The organism is Halpernia humi (assembly GCF_900108025.1).
GTDB classification, from domain to species: Bacteria; Bacteroidota; Bacteroidia; order Flavobacteriales; family Weeksellaceae; genus Halpernia; species Halpernia humi.
In genome coordinates this window covers 23,992-40,184 of sequence record NZ_FNUS01000006.1, presented here as the reverse complement: position 1 = coordinate 40,184, position 16,193 = coordinate 23,992, and the positions used below count along the sequence as shown (strand labels likewise).

Below are 16,193 nucleotides of genomic sequence, written 5' to 3'. Positions count from 1 at the left end.
CTTGGAACAGCGAGAACTTATAAATTTTATAAACAATAAATATGGCATCTAAAATCTTAATAGTTGAAGACGAACCAGCAATTGCAAACGGAATAGTAGAAACCTTAGAATTTGATCTAAAAAACTACGAGTTTGTTCTCGCTACAAATGGTTTAGAAGCCTATAAATTATTAGAAAAAGAAGATTTTGAACTCATTATTTCGGATATGAAAATGCCGAAAATGTCTGGGAATGAACTTTTAACCCAAACTTTGCAACTAAAACCTGAAACAACTTTTATAATGATCACGGCACATGGCGATATAGAAACAGCCGTAGATTCCCTAAAGGAAGGTGCTTATGATTTTATTGCAAAACCAATTGATATTAATAGACTCATCACTAGCGTAAAAAACGCATTGGATAAAGACGTTTTAAAAAAAGAAAACAAAAATCTCCAAAAAGAAAATTCTTCGCTAAAGAAAAAAGTGAGCAAAAAATACCAAATGATTGGTGAATCTCCGGCTTTAAAAGACATTCAAAATATTATAGATAAAGTGTCAGTTTCAGACGCACGAGTTTTAATTACTGGGCCAAATGGTGCCGGAAAAGAATTGGTAGCGCACGCCATACACGCGCAAAGCGATAGAAACAAAGGCCCAATGGTGGAAGTAAATTGCGCTGCAATTCCATCAGAACTTATTGAAAGTGAACTATTTGGACACGTAAAAGGTTCCTTCACTGGCGCTATAAAAGACAAACAAGGGAAATTTGAACTCGCAAATGGTGGAACAATTTTTTTGGATGAAGTAGGCGATATGAGTTTGAGTGCACAAGCAAAAGTTTTGCGCGCCCTGCAAGAAAAAAAAGTATCACCAGTCGGAAGCGATAAAGAGATAAAAGTGGACGTTCGCGTTTTGGCAGCAACCAATAAAAATTTAAAAAAAGAAATCGAAGAAGGAAAATTTCGGGAAGATTTATTCCATCGCCTTTCTGTAATTGAAATTGCCGTTCCATCTTTAAATGAAAGAATTAATGACATTCCTTTGCTTGTGAAGCACTTTTCTAAAATAATTTCTGAAGAACATGGCACGCCAAACCGAGAATTTGGTGAAGAAGCCATCCAAAATTTACAAAAACTAAATTGGACCGGGAATATTCGCGAACTGCGAAATGTAGTGGAAAGATTAATGATTTTAGGCGAAAATCCTGTGACTGCTAAAGATGTAGATTTATTTGTGAAGAAATAAAATTTTCTGCTTAATGCAATGAAAGTAAGAATTTTGAAAATATTTTTTTACTGAAGATTTTTAATCGCTGATTATTTGAATGTAAAAATCTCATTATTTGCCGTACTTTTGCGACAAATTTTTTTATGTCTTTTCTAAATAAAAAATATACCAAAGCATCTCTAATTTTAGCGCTTCCCGTGATGCTGACGCAAGTTGGCCAAGTTTCCGTCAATTTATTTGATAATATTATCGTGGGAAATCTTTTGGGCGCAGATGCTTTGGCTTCGGTTGCATTGGCAAATGGCGTCTTTTTTTCCGTTTTTGTATTTGCTTTGGGCTTTTCTTTTGCGATTCCACCATTGGTTTCTGAAGCGCATGTCAACAATAATCACAAACAAATCAATCGTATTTTTCGCCATGGTTTTGCAATTAATATGGCTGTTGCAGTCTTGCTAATGGCGATTTTATTTTTTAGTATGCCACTCATTTACCATTTAGATCAACCGGCGAAAATTCTACCAAATACCATCAGTTATTTGAGCATTATGATTTTAACGATGATTCCGTTTATGGCATTTCAAACTCTTCGCGAGGTTTCCGAAGGACTTTCTTACACAATTGGTGTTACCAAAGCAACCATTGCGGCAAACATTCTGAATATTATTTTAAATTATATTTTCATTAAAGGATTGTTCGGCATTTCACCAATGGGTGTAGATGGATCGGCTTATGCCACATTAATTGCGAGAATTTTTATGGTTATTTTATTGTATCTTATTCTTAGAAAAAAAAGCCAAACCAGACGCTATATTTTGGATTTTTCACTGAAAATTAATACCTTCTCAAAACAAATTTTCGAGAAAATGATTCGTTTGGGATTTCCTACAGCGCTTCAAATGTTTTTTGAAATTTCAGCATTTGCCGCAGCGGCTTTTATTTGTGGCTTGGTTTCTGCAAAAGATATTGCGTCGCACCAGATTGCTTTAAGTATGGCCTCTTTTACTTTTAACTTATGTATTGGTTTTAGTGTAGCATCAACAGTGCAAGTTGGACGAAGATTGGGCGAAAGCGATTATAAAGGTGTGAAAGAAGTGGGCATTAATAATTTAAAAATCGCTTTTATATTCATGTCACTTTGCGGCATATTTTTTATTCTTGGACGGCATATTTTGCCAACTTTTTTCACTAAGAAGGAAGATGTTGATGTGATTTTATTGGCTTCAAAACTTTTAATTGTTGCCGCTTTATTTCAACTATCAGATGGAATTCAAGTAACAGCCTTGGGTGGTTTGCGAGGTTTGCAAGATGTGAAAATACCAAGCATCATAACGTTTGTGGCATATTGGCTCATCACCATTCCGCTTGCTTATTTTCTTTGCGTCACTTTAGAAATGGGAGCGCTCGGCGTTTGGATTGCTTTGGGAATTGGCTTAAGTATTTCCGCGATTTTGCTAGTTCGCCGTTTTTTAAAATTAGCAGATAGAAAAATTAGTTTCAATTTGGTTAAATAAAAACTAAAAAATTAAAGTTTTTTTTCTGTAAATCAAAATTGTCGCATCCCTTTTTGCTTGGATTCCCATTAAAATCGGGCGAAAACAGAAGACCTAGTTTTTAAAAGCGCGACAGCCCAAAAATAATCATAAAAAAAATTAAAATTAAAATAATGGAAATTAATATAAGAAAATTAGAACTGACTGATTATGAGGTTTTAATTAAAGTAATGAAGCAAGCCTATCCGCAAATGAAAGAATACGTTTGGGCAAAAAAAAGCATTCAAAAATTAACTACAATTTTCCCAGAAGGACAAATTTGCATCACCGTTGATGGAAAATTAGCGGCGGCTTGCTTGTCGATTATTGTGCAATATGAACTCTTTGGTGACGAGCACACTTATGCTGATATCACGGCAGATTATACTTTTAACACGCACACCGATATTGGAAATGTGCTCTACGGTATTGAAGTTTTTGTAGATCCAGAATATAGAACATTGCGCTTGGGCAGAAGATTATATGATGCAAGAAAAGAATTATGCGAACATTTGAATTTACGATCAATAGTTTTAGGTGGTAGAATTCCAAATTACTCTAAACACAGTCACGAACTCACACCGCGCCAGTATATTTCAAAAGTTCGGGATAAGGAAATTTATGACCCCGTTTTAAGTTTTCAATTATCTAATAATTTCCTACCAATCAGGGTTTTAAAAAAATATTTGCCAGAAGATGAAGCGTCAAAAGAAAACGCAGTTTTGCTACAATGGAATAACATTTATTACAGCAAAAAGAATCTAAATACGATGCAAGACAGCGTCATTCGACTCGGTTTGGTGCAATGGCAAATGCGACATTTTGCAACAATTGATGATTTTTATAATCAGGTAGAATTTTTTGTAAATGTAATGGGCGACTACAAAGCTGATTTTGTACTTTTCCCAGAATTATTTAACACACCACTTTTAGCACCTTTCAATCATCTTTCTGAACGCGAAAGTATGTTTGAATTGGCGAAATTAACAGAAGAAATTAAAGTAAGAATTTCAGATTTTGCGATTAGTTATAATGTAAATATTATTTCTGGAAGTATGCCTTACGAGGAAAATGGCGAATTATACAATATTTCTTATTTAATGCACCGCGATGGGAAAATTGATGAATACAAGAAAATCCACATCACACCAAACGAACGCCGTTATTACGGCATGAAAGGTGGAAGCGAAATAAAAGCCTTCGACACAGATTGTGGCAAGATTGGTTTAATAATTTGTTACGACGTAGAATTTCCAGAATTGCCGCGACTTCTCGCCGATCAAGGCATGAAAATTTTATTTGTTCCTTACCTCACAGACACGCAAAATGCGTACACAAGAGTTCGAAATTGCGCCGCAGCAAGAGCAATTGAAAATGAATGTTATGTCGCGATTGCAGGTTGTGTCGGGAATTTGCCTGGCGTCAATAATATGGATATTCAGTTTGGACAAGCTGCAGTTCTCACGCCGTCCGATTTTTCTTTTCCGACAAATGGTGTAAAAGGTGAAGCAACACCAAATACAGAAATGACTTTAATTGTCGATGTCGATTTGAATCATTTAAAAGATTTGCATTACAACGGCGCCATAAGAACGATTACAGACCGCCGAAAAGATCTGTATGACACGATTTCTTTGAATACTGAAAAATAAAAAAAATCCCGAAACGACTGTTTTGGGAATTTTTTTAATGTGGAAATAAATTACAAACACATTTCAGCGAATGCTAATTTTCAAGTTTATAAAATTCAATTTGTTGCTTGTTTTCATAATCCTTGTAGATTATTTTTAAAGTATTTTCATTAATCATTTCAAAATTTGAATTCGGTGGTTTACTATCAGAATTCAATAAAATTGCCCCTAAATTTTTTTCAAAAATTCCTTTATTTTTATTTACTTTATATAAACAGCATTTTCCTAAAACTCCGCTATATTTAGGATATAATATAATTCCATTTTTGTTATATTCACTAAATGTCGGGTAAAGTGGTTTTATGAGAGTTCCTCCAACAAATGCAAGTAATATACCGCCAAACAAATAAAACAATCCAAATAATAATATTGTAATAGGAAATATTGAAAAATATATCGTTTTAAATTTGAATATTTTGATGTTCATAAAAAATAAAATTATTCCTGTTAAATACAGAATAATATTTAAACTATATTCAATTTCATACCTTAATTCATAATGCAACAAATAGAAGAAAATTAGATTCAAAATAATTAGAATCAATATAATAAAATGAAATTTTTGAAGTGCCTTCAATATTTTTTAATAAATTTTCTACAACTTAAACTCCAACTTCACATTAAAAAACCTTCCAGTTAAGTTCACTGGAACTGGATATGCCAAACCAGAATTCACGTCGGTTAACCATTGGTTCGCAATTGTATTATTAATATTAAATGCATTATAAATTTGAACGCCTAAAGTTAGTTCCTTAAAATTGCCCCAAAAACCGCCATTTACTTTATTGTCTTTTTGGTCTATAAAAACTTTAGACAAACCTATATCCACTCTTTTATAAGATGGCAAAGTTCTTTGGTATTGATAAGGATCTGTGAAAACAGGCGCTCCATTTGGCAATCCGTTGGCGTAGGTTAAGGTTAAATTCACGCGCATTGAAGGAAATCTCGGCATATAATCTTGGTAAAATAAAGCAAATCGCAAGCGTTGATCTGTTGGTCGCGGAATGTAGCCTTTGTCATCAATATTTTCAAAAACACGTGCATAACTTGCTGAAATCCAAGAATCAACGCCCGGTACAAACTCTCCAAAAAGTCGCGTATCTAAACCATAAGCATAGCCTTTTGCATTGTTTTTGCCCGAATAACGAATTCTTACATTATCTTGATAATACGGAATTAAATCCGTCATTTTTTTATAATACGCTTCAGTAGTGAGTTTAAACGGCCGATCCACCATTTTGAATTCATAATCATTGGCAAGAATAACTTGAATAGATTTTTGTGATTTTATGTTCGAATTAAAATTACCTTGTAAATCTTTAATTTCCTTATAAAACGGTGCTTGATAATAAATTCCGCCGCTTAATTTAAACAACATATCCATATCCCAATTCGGTTTTATGGCAATTTGTGCGCGTGGCGAAATAATGGTTTCATCATTAAAACTCCAATGCGCAATTCTGGCGCCAGCGTTTACAAACATTTTATTTTCGCCCCAATAGAATTTCTTCGAATATTGTGCATAGGCCGACATTCTCGTGGGCTGAATATGATTTTCGCCCTGAATACTGTATTTTAAAGCCAATTGTGAAGCATCCAAAGTTCCTGGATTTACAAAATTTCGCGGCGAATTGTAACCGATGGAATCTATCAACTGAAACTCATTGGTTAAATCTTGTAAATTTTCCTTTTCAATTTTAAAACCAATTTCATAATCGGTATTTACATCCGGCGAAAATCTTGCTTTAAATTGTGCACCGTAAGTTTTTACCAATAAATCGTTTCTTGCATGATTAATTTGCCCACCAACATCGTAAGATGTAATTGGAGCGCCCGTTTCAGGATCAAAAGTTTGCAATTCATAGCCAGATGCAATATCATAATATTCTTTTTCACGATTTTGATAGGCAAAATTATCCAGCGTAAATTTCCATTTTTTTGAAGGTTTAAAGGTAATAGTTGCCGTTCCCATCATATTTCTATATTGGTCGTCCTCTTTTCCGCTATAACCAACCGTCAATTTTATAGGTTGCAACAAAGAGCCAAAATCCACCACTTTTTGTTTTGGAATCACCTCAAAATCATTTTTAGAATAATAACCTAAAAATGAAATTGCCCATTTAGAATTGATGTCATAATTAATATACGACTGAAAATCTTGGTATTGTGGGTTAAAATCTGTGTCTTCATTTAAAGTATTTAAAACCAAATTTGTGTTTCTATAACGCGCTGAAAACAATGCTGATAATTTTTTATTTTTAGAAGCAAACCCTGTGGAAAGTCTTCCGCCAATTAAACTTGCTTCGCCAGAAAGTTCAAATTTTGTGGGCTGTCTGTAGTAAATATTTAAACTAGAAGACATTTTATCACCATATTTCGGCTCAAAACCACCTGCTGAAAAGTTGATGTTTGAAACCATATCCGGATTAATAATACTCAAACCTTCTTGCAAAGAATTTCTAATTAAATTTGGCCGATAAATTTCTATATCATTAATATAAATTAAATTTTCATCAAAATTTCCACCACGCACCATATATTGCGAACTGAGTTCTGAATTAGAATTTACCGAAGGAAGTGTCTTTAATAAACCTTCTATTCCACCCGAAAGCGAGGCGACTTGCTGTGCTTCTTTAGCAGAAATTTCAACCGAAGTAAGATCCGTAATTTTCGTTTTGGCTTTCTTTTGAAAAACCACTTCTTGAATTTGAGATTCGTTTGCAACCTTCACAAAAAGCACATTTACGTTTTGTGTTTTAGGAAATAATTTGATTGTTTTAGAAAAACTTTTAAAATTTTCTTTTTCTGCAGAAAGCGTTTCGACAGTTGATGCCAAAGGAATTTTTGCAAAACCTGAAGCATCAGTTAAAAATTGTTGATTGTTATAAGAAATCTTCGCTCCTGAAACTGGCGCACCATTTTCGTCTAAAATTTTCAGATTAATCTGTGAGAATGCCAAAAAAGGCAATATAAATAAAAATAAAAGTTGAATTTTTTTCAAGGTAAAGTTTTAAGCAACTAAAATAGGTAAATTTTTAAAATTGCACAATGCAAAAAGCGCAGCGCGAATTTTGAAAACTTGCATTGAAATTTATAATGCTAAAATTTAATCTGCGAAATCCGTAAAATCAGCGAGAATAAATAAAAGACTTCTGAAAAATGCTACGAGAAATTTACAATTTTAAATAAACCCTTAAAACAACTCTTTCCGAATAATATTCTGATTTCTTTCTGGCCCCACAGAAACCAAATACACATTTATACCTAAATATTTTTCGATAAATTCAATATATTTTTGGGCGTTTTTGGGTAATTCGTCGTACGAAGTTACTTTCGTTAAATCTTCACTCCAACCTTCCAATTCTTCATAAATTGGCTCGTAATTATATAATTTTGTGGTTGAAGATGTGAAATAATCGATGATTTTTCCGTCTTCAGTTTTATATTTTGTGGCAATTTTTAATGGCGAAATTCCGGTTAAAACATCCAGTTTTGTTATCACTAAATTATTGATACCGTTAATCATTGTGGCATGTTTCAGAGAGACCAAATCCAACCAACCTGTTCTTCTTGGTCTTCCAGTAGTTGCACCAAATTCAAAACCGATTTGTCTGATTTTTTCGCCTAAATCATCATTTAATTCTGTGGGAAACGGGCCATTTCCAACACGTGTTGTGTAGGCTTTTGCAACGCCAATTAAATTTTGCAGCGAAGTTGGTGGAACGCCTGCGCCTGTACAAACACCGCCTGTTGTGGGCGAAGACGAAGTTACATAAGGATAAGTCCCAAAATCTATATCGAGCATCGCCGCTTGTGCACCTTCAAACAAAATATTTTTCCCTTCGTGGATCGCTTCGTTTAATTCTAGTTCAGTATCTACAATTCTGTCTTTCAAAAGTTGACCTATTTCTAAATATTCATTATAAATAGTATCAAAATCCAAAGTTGGTTTCTCAAAATATTTTTCAAAAAGTGAATTTTTATTTTTAAGATTTTTTCTGATTTTTTCCGCCAATACTTCAGGATTTAGTAAATCTATCATTCGGATTCCTACACGCGCAATTTTATCTTCATAGCACGGGCCAATTCCTTTTTTTGTTGTACCGATATGTGTACCTTCCTCCTCTTCTTCACGGTAAGTATCTAGTAAAATATGATACGGCATAATTACATGAGCTCTTCTAGAAATAAAAACATGATCAGTTCGCATATTTTTATCTTCAATTTGCTTAATTTCGCTTAGAAATGCTTTCGGGTTTACCACCACTCCATTTGCGATTATGCATTTTCCTTTGCATTGCAAAACACCAGATGGCAAAAGATGCAACACAAATTTTTCGTCGCCCACATAAACCGTATGTCCCGCGTTATCACCACCTTGAAAACGCACCACATAATCTGATTTTGCAGAAAGAACATCGGTGATTTTGCCTTTTCCCTCGTCGCCATATTGAAGACCAACTACCACATAAGTCGCCATATTTTATTTGAATTTTTGGATTTGCACAAATTTAGTTTTAATAAATTTTGTCGGCAAATTTGAGAGGGAAATGTTTCGCAAAATTTAATTTTTATAATTTGGGCGCCTTTATCCGTCCTCCGTTCCCGCTTCCGCCGCGGCGGAGAGCTCCACTGAGGCCGGGGCGCAATTTGCATCAAGAACAAAAAAACTTAATGAAATTTCTGAAAATCCAGAAGGGATGAAGTTTTTATAAGCCTTAAAATGAAATTTTTATAAATCCTAAAGGGAAGAAATTATTATAAATCCTAAAGGGAAGAAATTATTATAAAAACCTTAATTATAATACTGAAAATCCCGAAGGGATGAAACTTTTATAAAAACCTTGAAATGAATTTTTTATAAATCCCGAAGGGATGAAATTTTTATAAAAACCTTAATGAGAATACTGAAAATCCCGAAGGGATGAAACTTTTATAAAAACCTTAATGAGAATACTGAAAATCCCGAAGGGATGAAACTTTTATAAAAACCTTGAAATGAATTTTTTATAAATCCCGAAGGGATGAAATTTTTATAAAAACCTTAATGAGAATACTGAAAATCCCGAAGGGATTTAATTTTTATAAACTTTAATCTGAAGTTGTTTTAAATCCCGAAGAGATGAAATTATTTTCTTTAAATTATTAAGGGTTTATTGAACCCAACTAGTTTGAATCCAATTAAAAATTTTTCCAATTTCAACTTTTAAAAGTAATTATCCAAAATTTTAAAACACAAAACTTTTGTGCCTTTCGCTGGATAGATTTGTAGTTAAAAAAACTAATTCTTTATTTTCAACATAATCCTGAAATGCAGTAATTTTTTTCAATACTAAAAGAAATTTAATATGATTATTGTGCTAAAAAATCCATAGTTTTCTCGCCACTTTTAACAAAAGAATTTTTGTAAATTTGTCCTTCAATTTTTTATATGATTAAGATTACACTTCCAGATGGAAGTACCAAAGAATTTGATTCGGCTGTAACGCCTCTTGATGTCGCTAAATCCATAAGTGAAGGTTTGGCAAGAAACACCATTTCTGCAATGGTTAACGGAACTCAGGTGGAAACAACCACGCCAATTACAGAAGATTCTTCGGTGCAATTATTAACTTGGAATGATGATTTAGGCAAAAAAGCGTTTTGGCATTCCTCAGCACATTTATTGGCGCAAGCGATTTTAGATTTTTATCCAAATGCTAAACTAACAATCGGACCTGCAATTGAACAAGGTTTCTATTACGATGTAGATTTTGGTGACGAAGTTTTATCCGAAAAAGATTTTGAAAAAATCGAGAAAAAAATGCTCGAACACGCCAAAATAAATTCTACTTTTGAAAAATATCCGGTTTCTAAAACTGATGCATTAAAAGAATATGCCGATAATGAATATAAAACAGAATTAATCACCAACTTAAATGACGGCGAAATCACGTTTTGCAAACACGAAGATTTTGTAGATCTCTGCCGTGGCGGCCACATTCCCGCAACAGGAATTGTGAAAGCCGTGAAAGTTTTAAATGCGGCTGGCGCTTATTGGCGTGGGGATGAAAAAAACAAACAGTTAACCAGAGTTTACGGAATCTCTTTCCCAAAACAAAAAGATTTAACAGAATATCTCGAAAGATTAGAAGAGGCAAAACGCCGTGACCACCGCAAATTAGGAAAAGAATTGGGTATTTTTGCCTTCTCTGAAAAAGTGGGCGCAGGTTTACCTCTTTGGTTACCAAAAGGAACGGCTTTAAGAAAAAAATTAGAAGAATTTCTATCCAAAGCCCAGAAAAAAGGCGGTTACGAATTTGTAATGACGCCACATATTGCGAATGTAGAATTATACAAAACTTCTGGTCACTATGAAAAATATGGCGCAGATTCTTTCCAGCCCATAAAAACACCAAACGATGGCGAAGAATTTTTCCTAAAACCAATGAATTGCCCGCACCACTGCGAGATTTACAAAACTTCGCAATGGTCTTACAAAGATTTACCAAAACGTTATGCAGAATTTGGAACGGTTTACAGATACGAGCAATCGGGCGAATTGCACGGCTTGACAAGAGTTCGTGGGTTTACGCAAGATGACGCACATATTTTCTGCACGCCCGATCAGTTGATGGATGAATTTAAAAAAGTAATAGATTTAACGCTTTATGTTTTTAAATCTTTAGGCTTTGAAGATTTCGTGACACAAATTTCTCTGCGAGACCCAGATCATAAAGAAAAGTATATCGGTTCTGACGAAAATTGGGAAAAAGCAGAAAATGCAATCATGGTCGCAGCGAAAGAAAAAAATCTAAAAACAGTAATTGAATATGGCGAAGCTGCATTTTATGGACCAAAATTAGATTTTATGGTAAAAGATGCTCTTGGTAGAAAATGGCAACTCGGAACCATCCAAGTGGATTATAATTTACCCGAACGTTTTGACCTTAACTATATTGGAAGTGATAACGAAAAACACCGCCCTGTGATGATTCACCGTGCGCCGTTTGGTTCTATGGAACGATTTATCGCTATTTTATTAGAAAATACAGCAGGCGATTTTCCACTTTGGTTGGCGCCAGATCAATTTACTATTTTGCCAATTAGTGAAAAATATGTAGATTATGCAAAAAAAGTTTCACAATTGTTAGAAAATCACGATATTTGCGGACTTATAGACGACCGTAATGAGAAAACCGGTAAGAAAATAAGAGATGCCGAACTTCAGAAGTTACCATTCATGCTGATTGTAGGAGAAAACGAAGCAGTAAACGGCACGGTTTCTGTAAGGAAAAGAGGCGAAGGTGATTTGGGCGAAATGAGCGTTGAAGATTTTGCGAATTATTTTTTAAAAGAAGCGAAAATATAAATTTTCTTAAAAATAATTGCAAGTTGAAACAGATTGCTTTACTCGCAATGACAAATAAAAATTAGAATTAACTTTAAAAAAATAAAACCATAGCACTAAAACGATTTAATAACAGAGGTCCACAGCGACGCGTACAGGAAGATTTACATCAAATAAATGATAAAATCCGAGCGCGAGAAGTTCGTCTTGTCGGCGAAAATGTGGAGCCAGGTGTTTATCCCTTGGAAAAAGCGAAACAAATTGCCAGAGACCAAGAGTTGGATTTGGTGGTAATTTCCGATAAATCTGAACCTTTTATCACCCGTATTTTGGATTATAAAAAATTCTTATACGAGCAAAAAAAGAAACAGAAAGAACTAAAAGCCAAACAAGTTAAAGTAGTTGTAAAAGAAATTCGTTTCGGCCCGCAAACTGATGATCACGATTATGAGTTTAAGAAAAAACACGCTGAGAAATTCTTGGAAGAAGGCTCAAAATTGAAAACCTACGTTTTCTTTAAAGGCCGCTCCATCGTTTTTAAAGACCAAGGCGAAATTTTACTTTTAAAATTGGCTCAAGAATTGGAACACGTTGGAAAAGTGGATCAGTTGCCGAAATTGGAAGGTAAAAGAATGATTATGATGATGAGCCCGAAAAAAGCAGCGAAATAAATTTTCGATTTATAAATATTAAAGAGACCTTTTTGGGTCTCTTTTTTTATGGAAAATTTGATATTATCCAGATTCAAAAATTTACTTACATTTATATTTTTGTGATAATATTGAAAACAAGTATGTAAACCCTATGAATAAATTTGCCCACATAGAATTAGATGAAAATCTATTTATTGAAAAAATACTTCATTACTTTTACAAGGTTCAAAATACTTATTTAGAATCTTCGTTTTACATAAAAACTTTAAACCCACTTGAAAAATATATAGATTTAAGATTATATGAGAATTTTTTAAAGGAACGTTTCTCAAAGTTAATATTTTCTATAGATTTAGATGAAGTTAATTTTGATTATAATCTTTGGAGTTTTTCTGATGGAACAATGGATCATTCAGATGAACTAACAAAAAAGAGATTTGAAATTGAGAATTTATCAAAAGAAGTTTTTTGGGCAAATCAAAAAGAAGTTGAAAGTTTTCAAAAAATATCTCGATTTGATAGTTTTGATGACTTAATTGTACCTAAAGAAAAAGTAATATATAAAATGGTTAATAATCCATTTTTTAATTCTGAAGCGTGGATTAATTATTATCAGGATTTGTTAGACTTAAAATTTCCAAGTTTTTCAGAAAAATATAGTTCTGGAAAAAAAATTATTAAGTATAGACAATTCAAAGAAAACTTATTTCTGGGAATTGAAAATGATTATTCATCTTGCAGAAAAAATTTTCGTAAAGGTTATTGCGAAGAACCAGAATATAAATTAATTATTTTTGAAAAAATCAGTAGTAAAAAAATTCGTAAAATATTGATTTTCAACAATTTTGTTAATCCACTTTTACATCCTCCAACTATTTCTTTTGGTAGTTTTATATGGCAAAAAACTTGGTCAAAAATAGGAGAAAATACTTACAAAAGAGATACAGGAACTAGAAAATTAGATATTGGGGATGGAAATATAAAAATTTATAATTTAGACATAATAAGCGAAGATTTAAAAAAACACGCTTACTTTTATTACGATTTGTTATACAATACAACAAAGATATATATAGATTTTATTGAAGAATCTTTTGTCTCGTAGGCAAAAGTTACAGTCAATCTTCAGATTTTTAAGCCTTGACAAAATTATAATGTTTAACAAAACTTGCTAACTCAAAAAAAACAGTTTTTTAATTAAAAAACATTCTTCCCTTCAAAGAAACAAAAACCCACTTCCTAGCCCCGATTGAAACGACATCCCCGCCGCGGCGGGATATAGTGGAAAGCGGGACCAATCTTCGAACAAATGACAAATCTTCTTGCTCCTAAAAAATAAAAGCTTTAAAAATTTATCAATTTTAAAACAATCTAAAACAATCCTTTTCAAAAACGAAATTATCTTTTCATATTTCCGCAAAATTTCGTACTTTTGCAGTCTGAAAAATGTGGACATTTCTGTGAAGAGGCGTTTGCATGTAGAAAAAGATATTGATAACAAAATATAAATTAAGCAAAAATGCCAAAATTAAAAACTAAATCAGGTGCTAAAAAGCGTTTTAAGCTTACCGGAACTGGTAAAATTAAAAGAAAAGGTGCTTTCAAAAGTCACATCTTAACTAAAAAAGAAACTAAGCAAAAGAGAAATCTTACGCAAACTTCTTATGTTGCGAAAGTGGACGAGAAAAGTGTTTTACGCCAATTAGCTTTAAAGTAGTTTTTATAAATCTCAATCGGTTTATAGAAATTCAACAATTTCAAAAAATTTAACCCTGAAACGGTGCAACCAAGTGCAATGAAATAATTTGCCGCCCTTTTCAAAAAAACAAATTTAATTATGCCAAGATCAGTCAATTCTGTAGCGTCTAGAGCGCGTAGAAAAAAAGTAATGAAGCAAGCCAAAGGTTTTTTCGCTAGAAGAAAAAATGTATGGACTGTCGCTAAAAACGCCGTGGAAAAAGCAATGGAATATGCTTACCGCGGGAGAAAAGAGAAAAAGAGAAGTTTCAGAAGTCTATGGATTATGCGTATCAACGCGGGTGCCAGAGAATATGGAATGACTTACAGCCAATTTATGGGCGCGATGAAGAAGAATAACATTGAGTTGAACAGAAAAGTTTTAGCAGATTTAGCAATGAATCATCCTGAAGCGTTCAAAGCAATCGTTGACCAAATTAAAAAATAAATAAAAATTTTTGTTATCAATATTAAAATCCCGAAGTTTTCTTCGGGGTTTTTTTATTAAATTCATTAGCAACGAATACAAGAATATTCAAAAACATCATTAACCGGCTATATTTTTAGTGATTTTTTAAATTTTAACAAAAAATTTTCCCCGACCCTAAAGGGTGTCATTTTGTTTAAATTTTGCGATAAATTTCCCTCCCTTTAGGGTTGGGAAAAGAAAATTTATGATGGATAGTTTATCTTTAAACAAACTCTTATTTATCCCGCTCAACCAAGATTTTTTCCACATCTTCCAATTTAAAATTCTTCGCTTTTAAAAGAATTAAATAATGGTACATCAAATCTGCCGCTTCGTTTAAAAACAAATTTTTATCATTGTCTTTTGCTTCTATTACAAGTTCTACGGCTTCCTCTCCTACTTTTTGGGCGACTTTATTGATGCCTCTTTTAAATAAATCATAAGTGTAAGAATTTTCAGTTTTTTCGTCAATTCGTTTTGAAATTTTTTCTTCTAATTCATACAAAAAACCTTTGTCATTTTTTTCATCAAAACAACTGAAACTTCCTGTGTGACAGACAGAATTTGTGGGTTTTGCTAAAATTAAAAGCGCATCAGAATCGCAATCTTTTTTAATATTTTTTACAAATAAATAATTTTCTGAAGTTTCGCCTTTTAGCCAAATTCTATTTTTTGTTCTGCTAAAAAAATGAATTCTACCATCTTCAAGCGTTTTTTCGTAGGCTTCAGGATTCATATAACCCAACATCAACACTTGCAAAGTGAGCCAATCTTGCACAATTACAGGAACTAATCCATTGCTTTTTTCGAAATCTATCATCATCTTACGGGAATTTTATTTTGTTTTAAATTTAATTTTAATTCAGGAATTTGCACTTCACCAAAGTGAAAAATACTTGCTGCCAAAGCGCCTGTTGCATTAGTTTTTGAAAAGACTTCAGTGAAATCTTCAATTTTTCCCGCGCCGCCCGAAGCAATTAAGGGTAAATTACAAATTTCTGAAACCTGTTTTAGCAAACGAACATCAAAACCCTGTTTCGTTCCGTCAAAATCCATTGAAGTTAAAAGAATTTCGCCTGCACCAAGTTCTTCAGCCCTTTTTATCCAATCCAAAGTTTGGAAATCGGTTTTAATTTTTCCACCATTCACGAAGACAAAATCTTGCGTTTCAAATTGTTTAGAATCTACCGCAACAACTACACATTGATTTCCAAATCTTTGTGAAATATCTGAAATTAATTTAGGATTTTTAACGACCGAAGAATTGAGTGAAACTTTGTCTGCGCCTGCTTTTAGCAATAAATCAACATCATTTAAGGTCGAAATTCCGCCGCCGACGGTGAAAGGAATATTTATTTCTTTACTTAATTCTTCTACCAAATGAATCAAGGTTTTACGCTTTTCGTCTGTTGCAGAAATATCCAAAAAAACCAATTCATCTGCGCCCTGTTCGGAATATTCTTTTGCTAATTCTACGGGATTTCCGGCATCTCGAAGTCCGACAAAATTGATTCCTTTTACCGTTCTGCCATCTTTGATATCCAAACATGGAATGATTCTTTTTTTCAACATT

General features: G+C 33.1%; 13 protein-coding genes. 8 read left to right on the top strand and 5 right to left on the bottom strand.

What is annotated here, in order from left to right; all coding sequences use genetic code 11:
• Window positions 1-41 precede the first annotated feature (41 nt).
• The 3 genes from C4S29_RS11580 to C4S29_RS11570 all read left to right on the top strand — a co-directional run bounded on the left by C4S29_RS11580 (window position 42) and on the right by C4S29_RS11570 (window position 4,392).
• Window positions 42-1,229: a sigma-54-dependent transcriptional regulator gene (locus C4S29_RS11580; RefSeq protein ID WP_103914262.1), complete on the top strand. Its 1,188-nt coding sequence runs from the start codon at window positions 42-44 to the stop codon at window positions 1,227-1,229.
• 125 nt (window positions 1,230-1,354) lie between these two features.
• Entirely contained in the window at window positions 1,355-2,722 is a 1,368-nt protein-coding gene (locus tag C4S29_RS11575) for an MATE family efflux transporter (RefSeq protein WP_103914261.1), read from the top strand.
• Between the two features lie 152 nt (window positions 2,723-2,874).
• Window positions 2,875-4,392, top strand: coding sequence for a carbon-nitrogen hydrolase family protein (locus C4S29_RS11570; RefSeq protein ID WP_103914260.1), 1,518 nt, complete (start codon window positions 2,875-2,877; stop codon window positions 4,390-4,392).
• A 73-nt stretch (window positions 4,393-4,465) separates the two neighbouring features.
• Here C4S29_RS11570 and C4S29_RS11565 read toward each other — a convergent pair whose 3' ends face one another.
• The 3 genes from C4S29_RS11565 to C4S29_RS11555 all read right to left on the bottom strand — a co-directional run bounded on the left by C4S29_RS11565 (window position 4,466) and on the right by C4S29_RS11555 (window position 8,911).
• Window positions 4,466-4,858, bottom strand: coding sequence for a hypothetical protein (locus tag C4S29_RS11565; RefSeq protein ID WP_146063317.1), 393 nt, complete (start codon window positions 4,856-4,858; stop codon window positions 4,466-4,468).
• A gap of 168 nt (window positions 4,859-5,026) precedes the next feature.
• Window positions 5,027-7,171, bottom strand: a complete 2,145-nt coding sequence (locus tag C4S29_RS11560) for a TonB-dependent receptor plug domain-containing protein (RefSeq protein WP_233740550.1) — start codon at window positions 7,169-7,171, stop codon at window positions 5,027-5,029.
• Between the two features lie 453 nt (window positions 7,172-7,624).
• Entirely contained in the window at window positions 7,625-8,911 is a 1,287-nt protein-coding gene (locus C4S29_RS11555) for an adenylosuccinate synthase (protein WP_103914257.1), read from the bottom strand.
• A 951-nt stretch (window positions 8,912-9,862) separates the two neighbouring features.
• On the opposite strand from C4S29_RS11555, the gene thrS reads away from it, so the two are divergent.
• The 5 genes from thrS to rplT all read left to right on the top strand — a co-directional run bounded on the left by thrS (window position 9,863) and on the right by rplT (window position 14,599).
• Window positions 9,863-11,782: a threonine--tRNA ligase gene (thrS, locus tag C4S29_RS11550; protein ID WP_103914256.1), complete on the top strand. Its 1,920-nt coding sequence runs from the start codon at window positions 9,863-9,865 to the stop codon at window positions 11,780-11,782.
• 89 nt (window positions 11,783-11,871) lie between these two features.
• Entirely contained in the window at window positions 11,872-12,432 is a 561-nt protein-coding gene (gene infC, locus C4S29_RS11545; protein WP_103914255.1) for a translation initiation factor IF-3, read from the top strand.
• Window positions 12,433-12,565: 133 nt separating this feature from the next.
• On the top strand, window positions 12,566-13,519 hold the full coding sequence (locus C4S29_RS11540; RefSeq protein ID WP_103914254.1) for a hypothetical protein: 954 nt from the start codon (window positions 12,566-12,568) through the stop codon (window positions 13,517-13,519).
• Between the two features lie 414 nt (window positions 13,520-13,933).
• A complete protein-coding gene (rpmI, locus tag C4S29_RS11535; protein ID WP_103914253.1) occupies window positions 13,934-14,131 on the top strand; it encodes a 50S ribosomal protein L35 in 198 nt (65 codons plus the stop codon).
• Between the two features lie 120 nt (window positions 14,132-14,251).
• Entirely contained in the window at window positions 14,252-14,599 is a 348-nt protein-coding gene (gene rplT, locus C4S29_RS11530) for a 50S ribosomal protein L20 (protein ID WP_103914252.1), read from the top strand.
• A 256-nt stretch (window positions 14,600-14,855) separates the two neighbouring features.
• Here the strand turns inward: rplT and hisIE are convergent, their stop codons facing one another.
• Window positions 14,856-15,443, bottom strand: a complete 588-nt coding sequence (gene hisIE, locus C4S29_RS11525; protein ID WP_103914251.1) for a bifunctional phosphoribosyl-AMP cyclohydrolase/phosphoribosyl-ATP diphosphatase HisIE — start codon at window positions 15,441-15,443, stop codon at window positions 14,856-14,858.
• Entirely contained in the window at window positions 15,440-16,192 is a 753-nt protein-coding gene (gene hisF, locus C4S29_RS11520) for an imidazole glycerol phosphate synthase subunit HisF (RefSeq protein ID WP_103914250.1), read from the bottom strand. The genes hisIE and hisF overlap by 4 nt, the downstream gene beginning before the upstream one ends.
• Window position 16,193: the final 1 nt, after the last annotated feature.

Bases quoted from the DNA above. Each gene is read 5' to 3' on its own strand.
- C4S29_RS11580 (WP_103914262.1), top strand. From the start codon at position 42: ATGGCATCTAAAATCTTAATAGTTGAAGACGAACCAGCAATTGCAAAC.
- C4S29_RS11575 (WP_103914261.1), top strand. From the start codon at position 1,355: ATGTCTTTTCTAAATAAAAAATATACCAAAGCATCTCTAATTTTAGCG.
- C4S29_RS11570 (WP_103914260.1), top strand. From the start codon at position 2,875: ATGGAAATTAATATAAGAAAATTAGAACTGACTGATTATGAGGTTTTA.
- C4S29_RS11565 (WP_146063317.1), bottom strand. From the start codon at position 4,858: ATGAACATCAAAATATTCAAATTTAAAACGATATATTTTTCAATATTT.
- C4S29_RS11555 (WP_103914257.1), bottom strand. From the start codon at position 8,911: ATGGCGACTTATGTGGTAGTTGGTCTTCAATATGGCGACGAGGGAAAA.
- thrS (WP_103914256.1), top strand. From the start codon at position 9,863: ATGATTAAGATTACACTTCCAGATGGAAGTACCAAAGAATTTGATTCG.
- C4S29_RS11540 (WP_103914254.1), top strand. From the start codon at position 12,566: ATGAATAAATTTGCCCACATAGAATTAGATGAAAATCTATTTATTGAA.
- rpmI (WP_103914253.1), top strand. From the start codon at position 13,934: ATGCCAAAATTAAAAACTAAATCAGGTGCTAAAAAGCGTTTTAAGCTT.
- rplT (WP_103914252.1), top strand. From the start codon at position 14,252: ATGCCAAGATCAGTCAATTCTGTAGCGTCTAGAGCGCGTAGAAAAAAA.
- hisIE (WP_103914251.1), bottom strand. From the start codon at position 15,443: ATGATGATAGATTTCGAAAAAAGCAATGGATTAGTTCCTGTAATTGTG.
- hisF (WP_103914250.1), bottom strand. From the start codon at position 16,192: ATGTTGAAAAAAAGAATCATTCCATGTTTGGATATCAAAGATGGCAGA.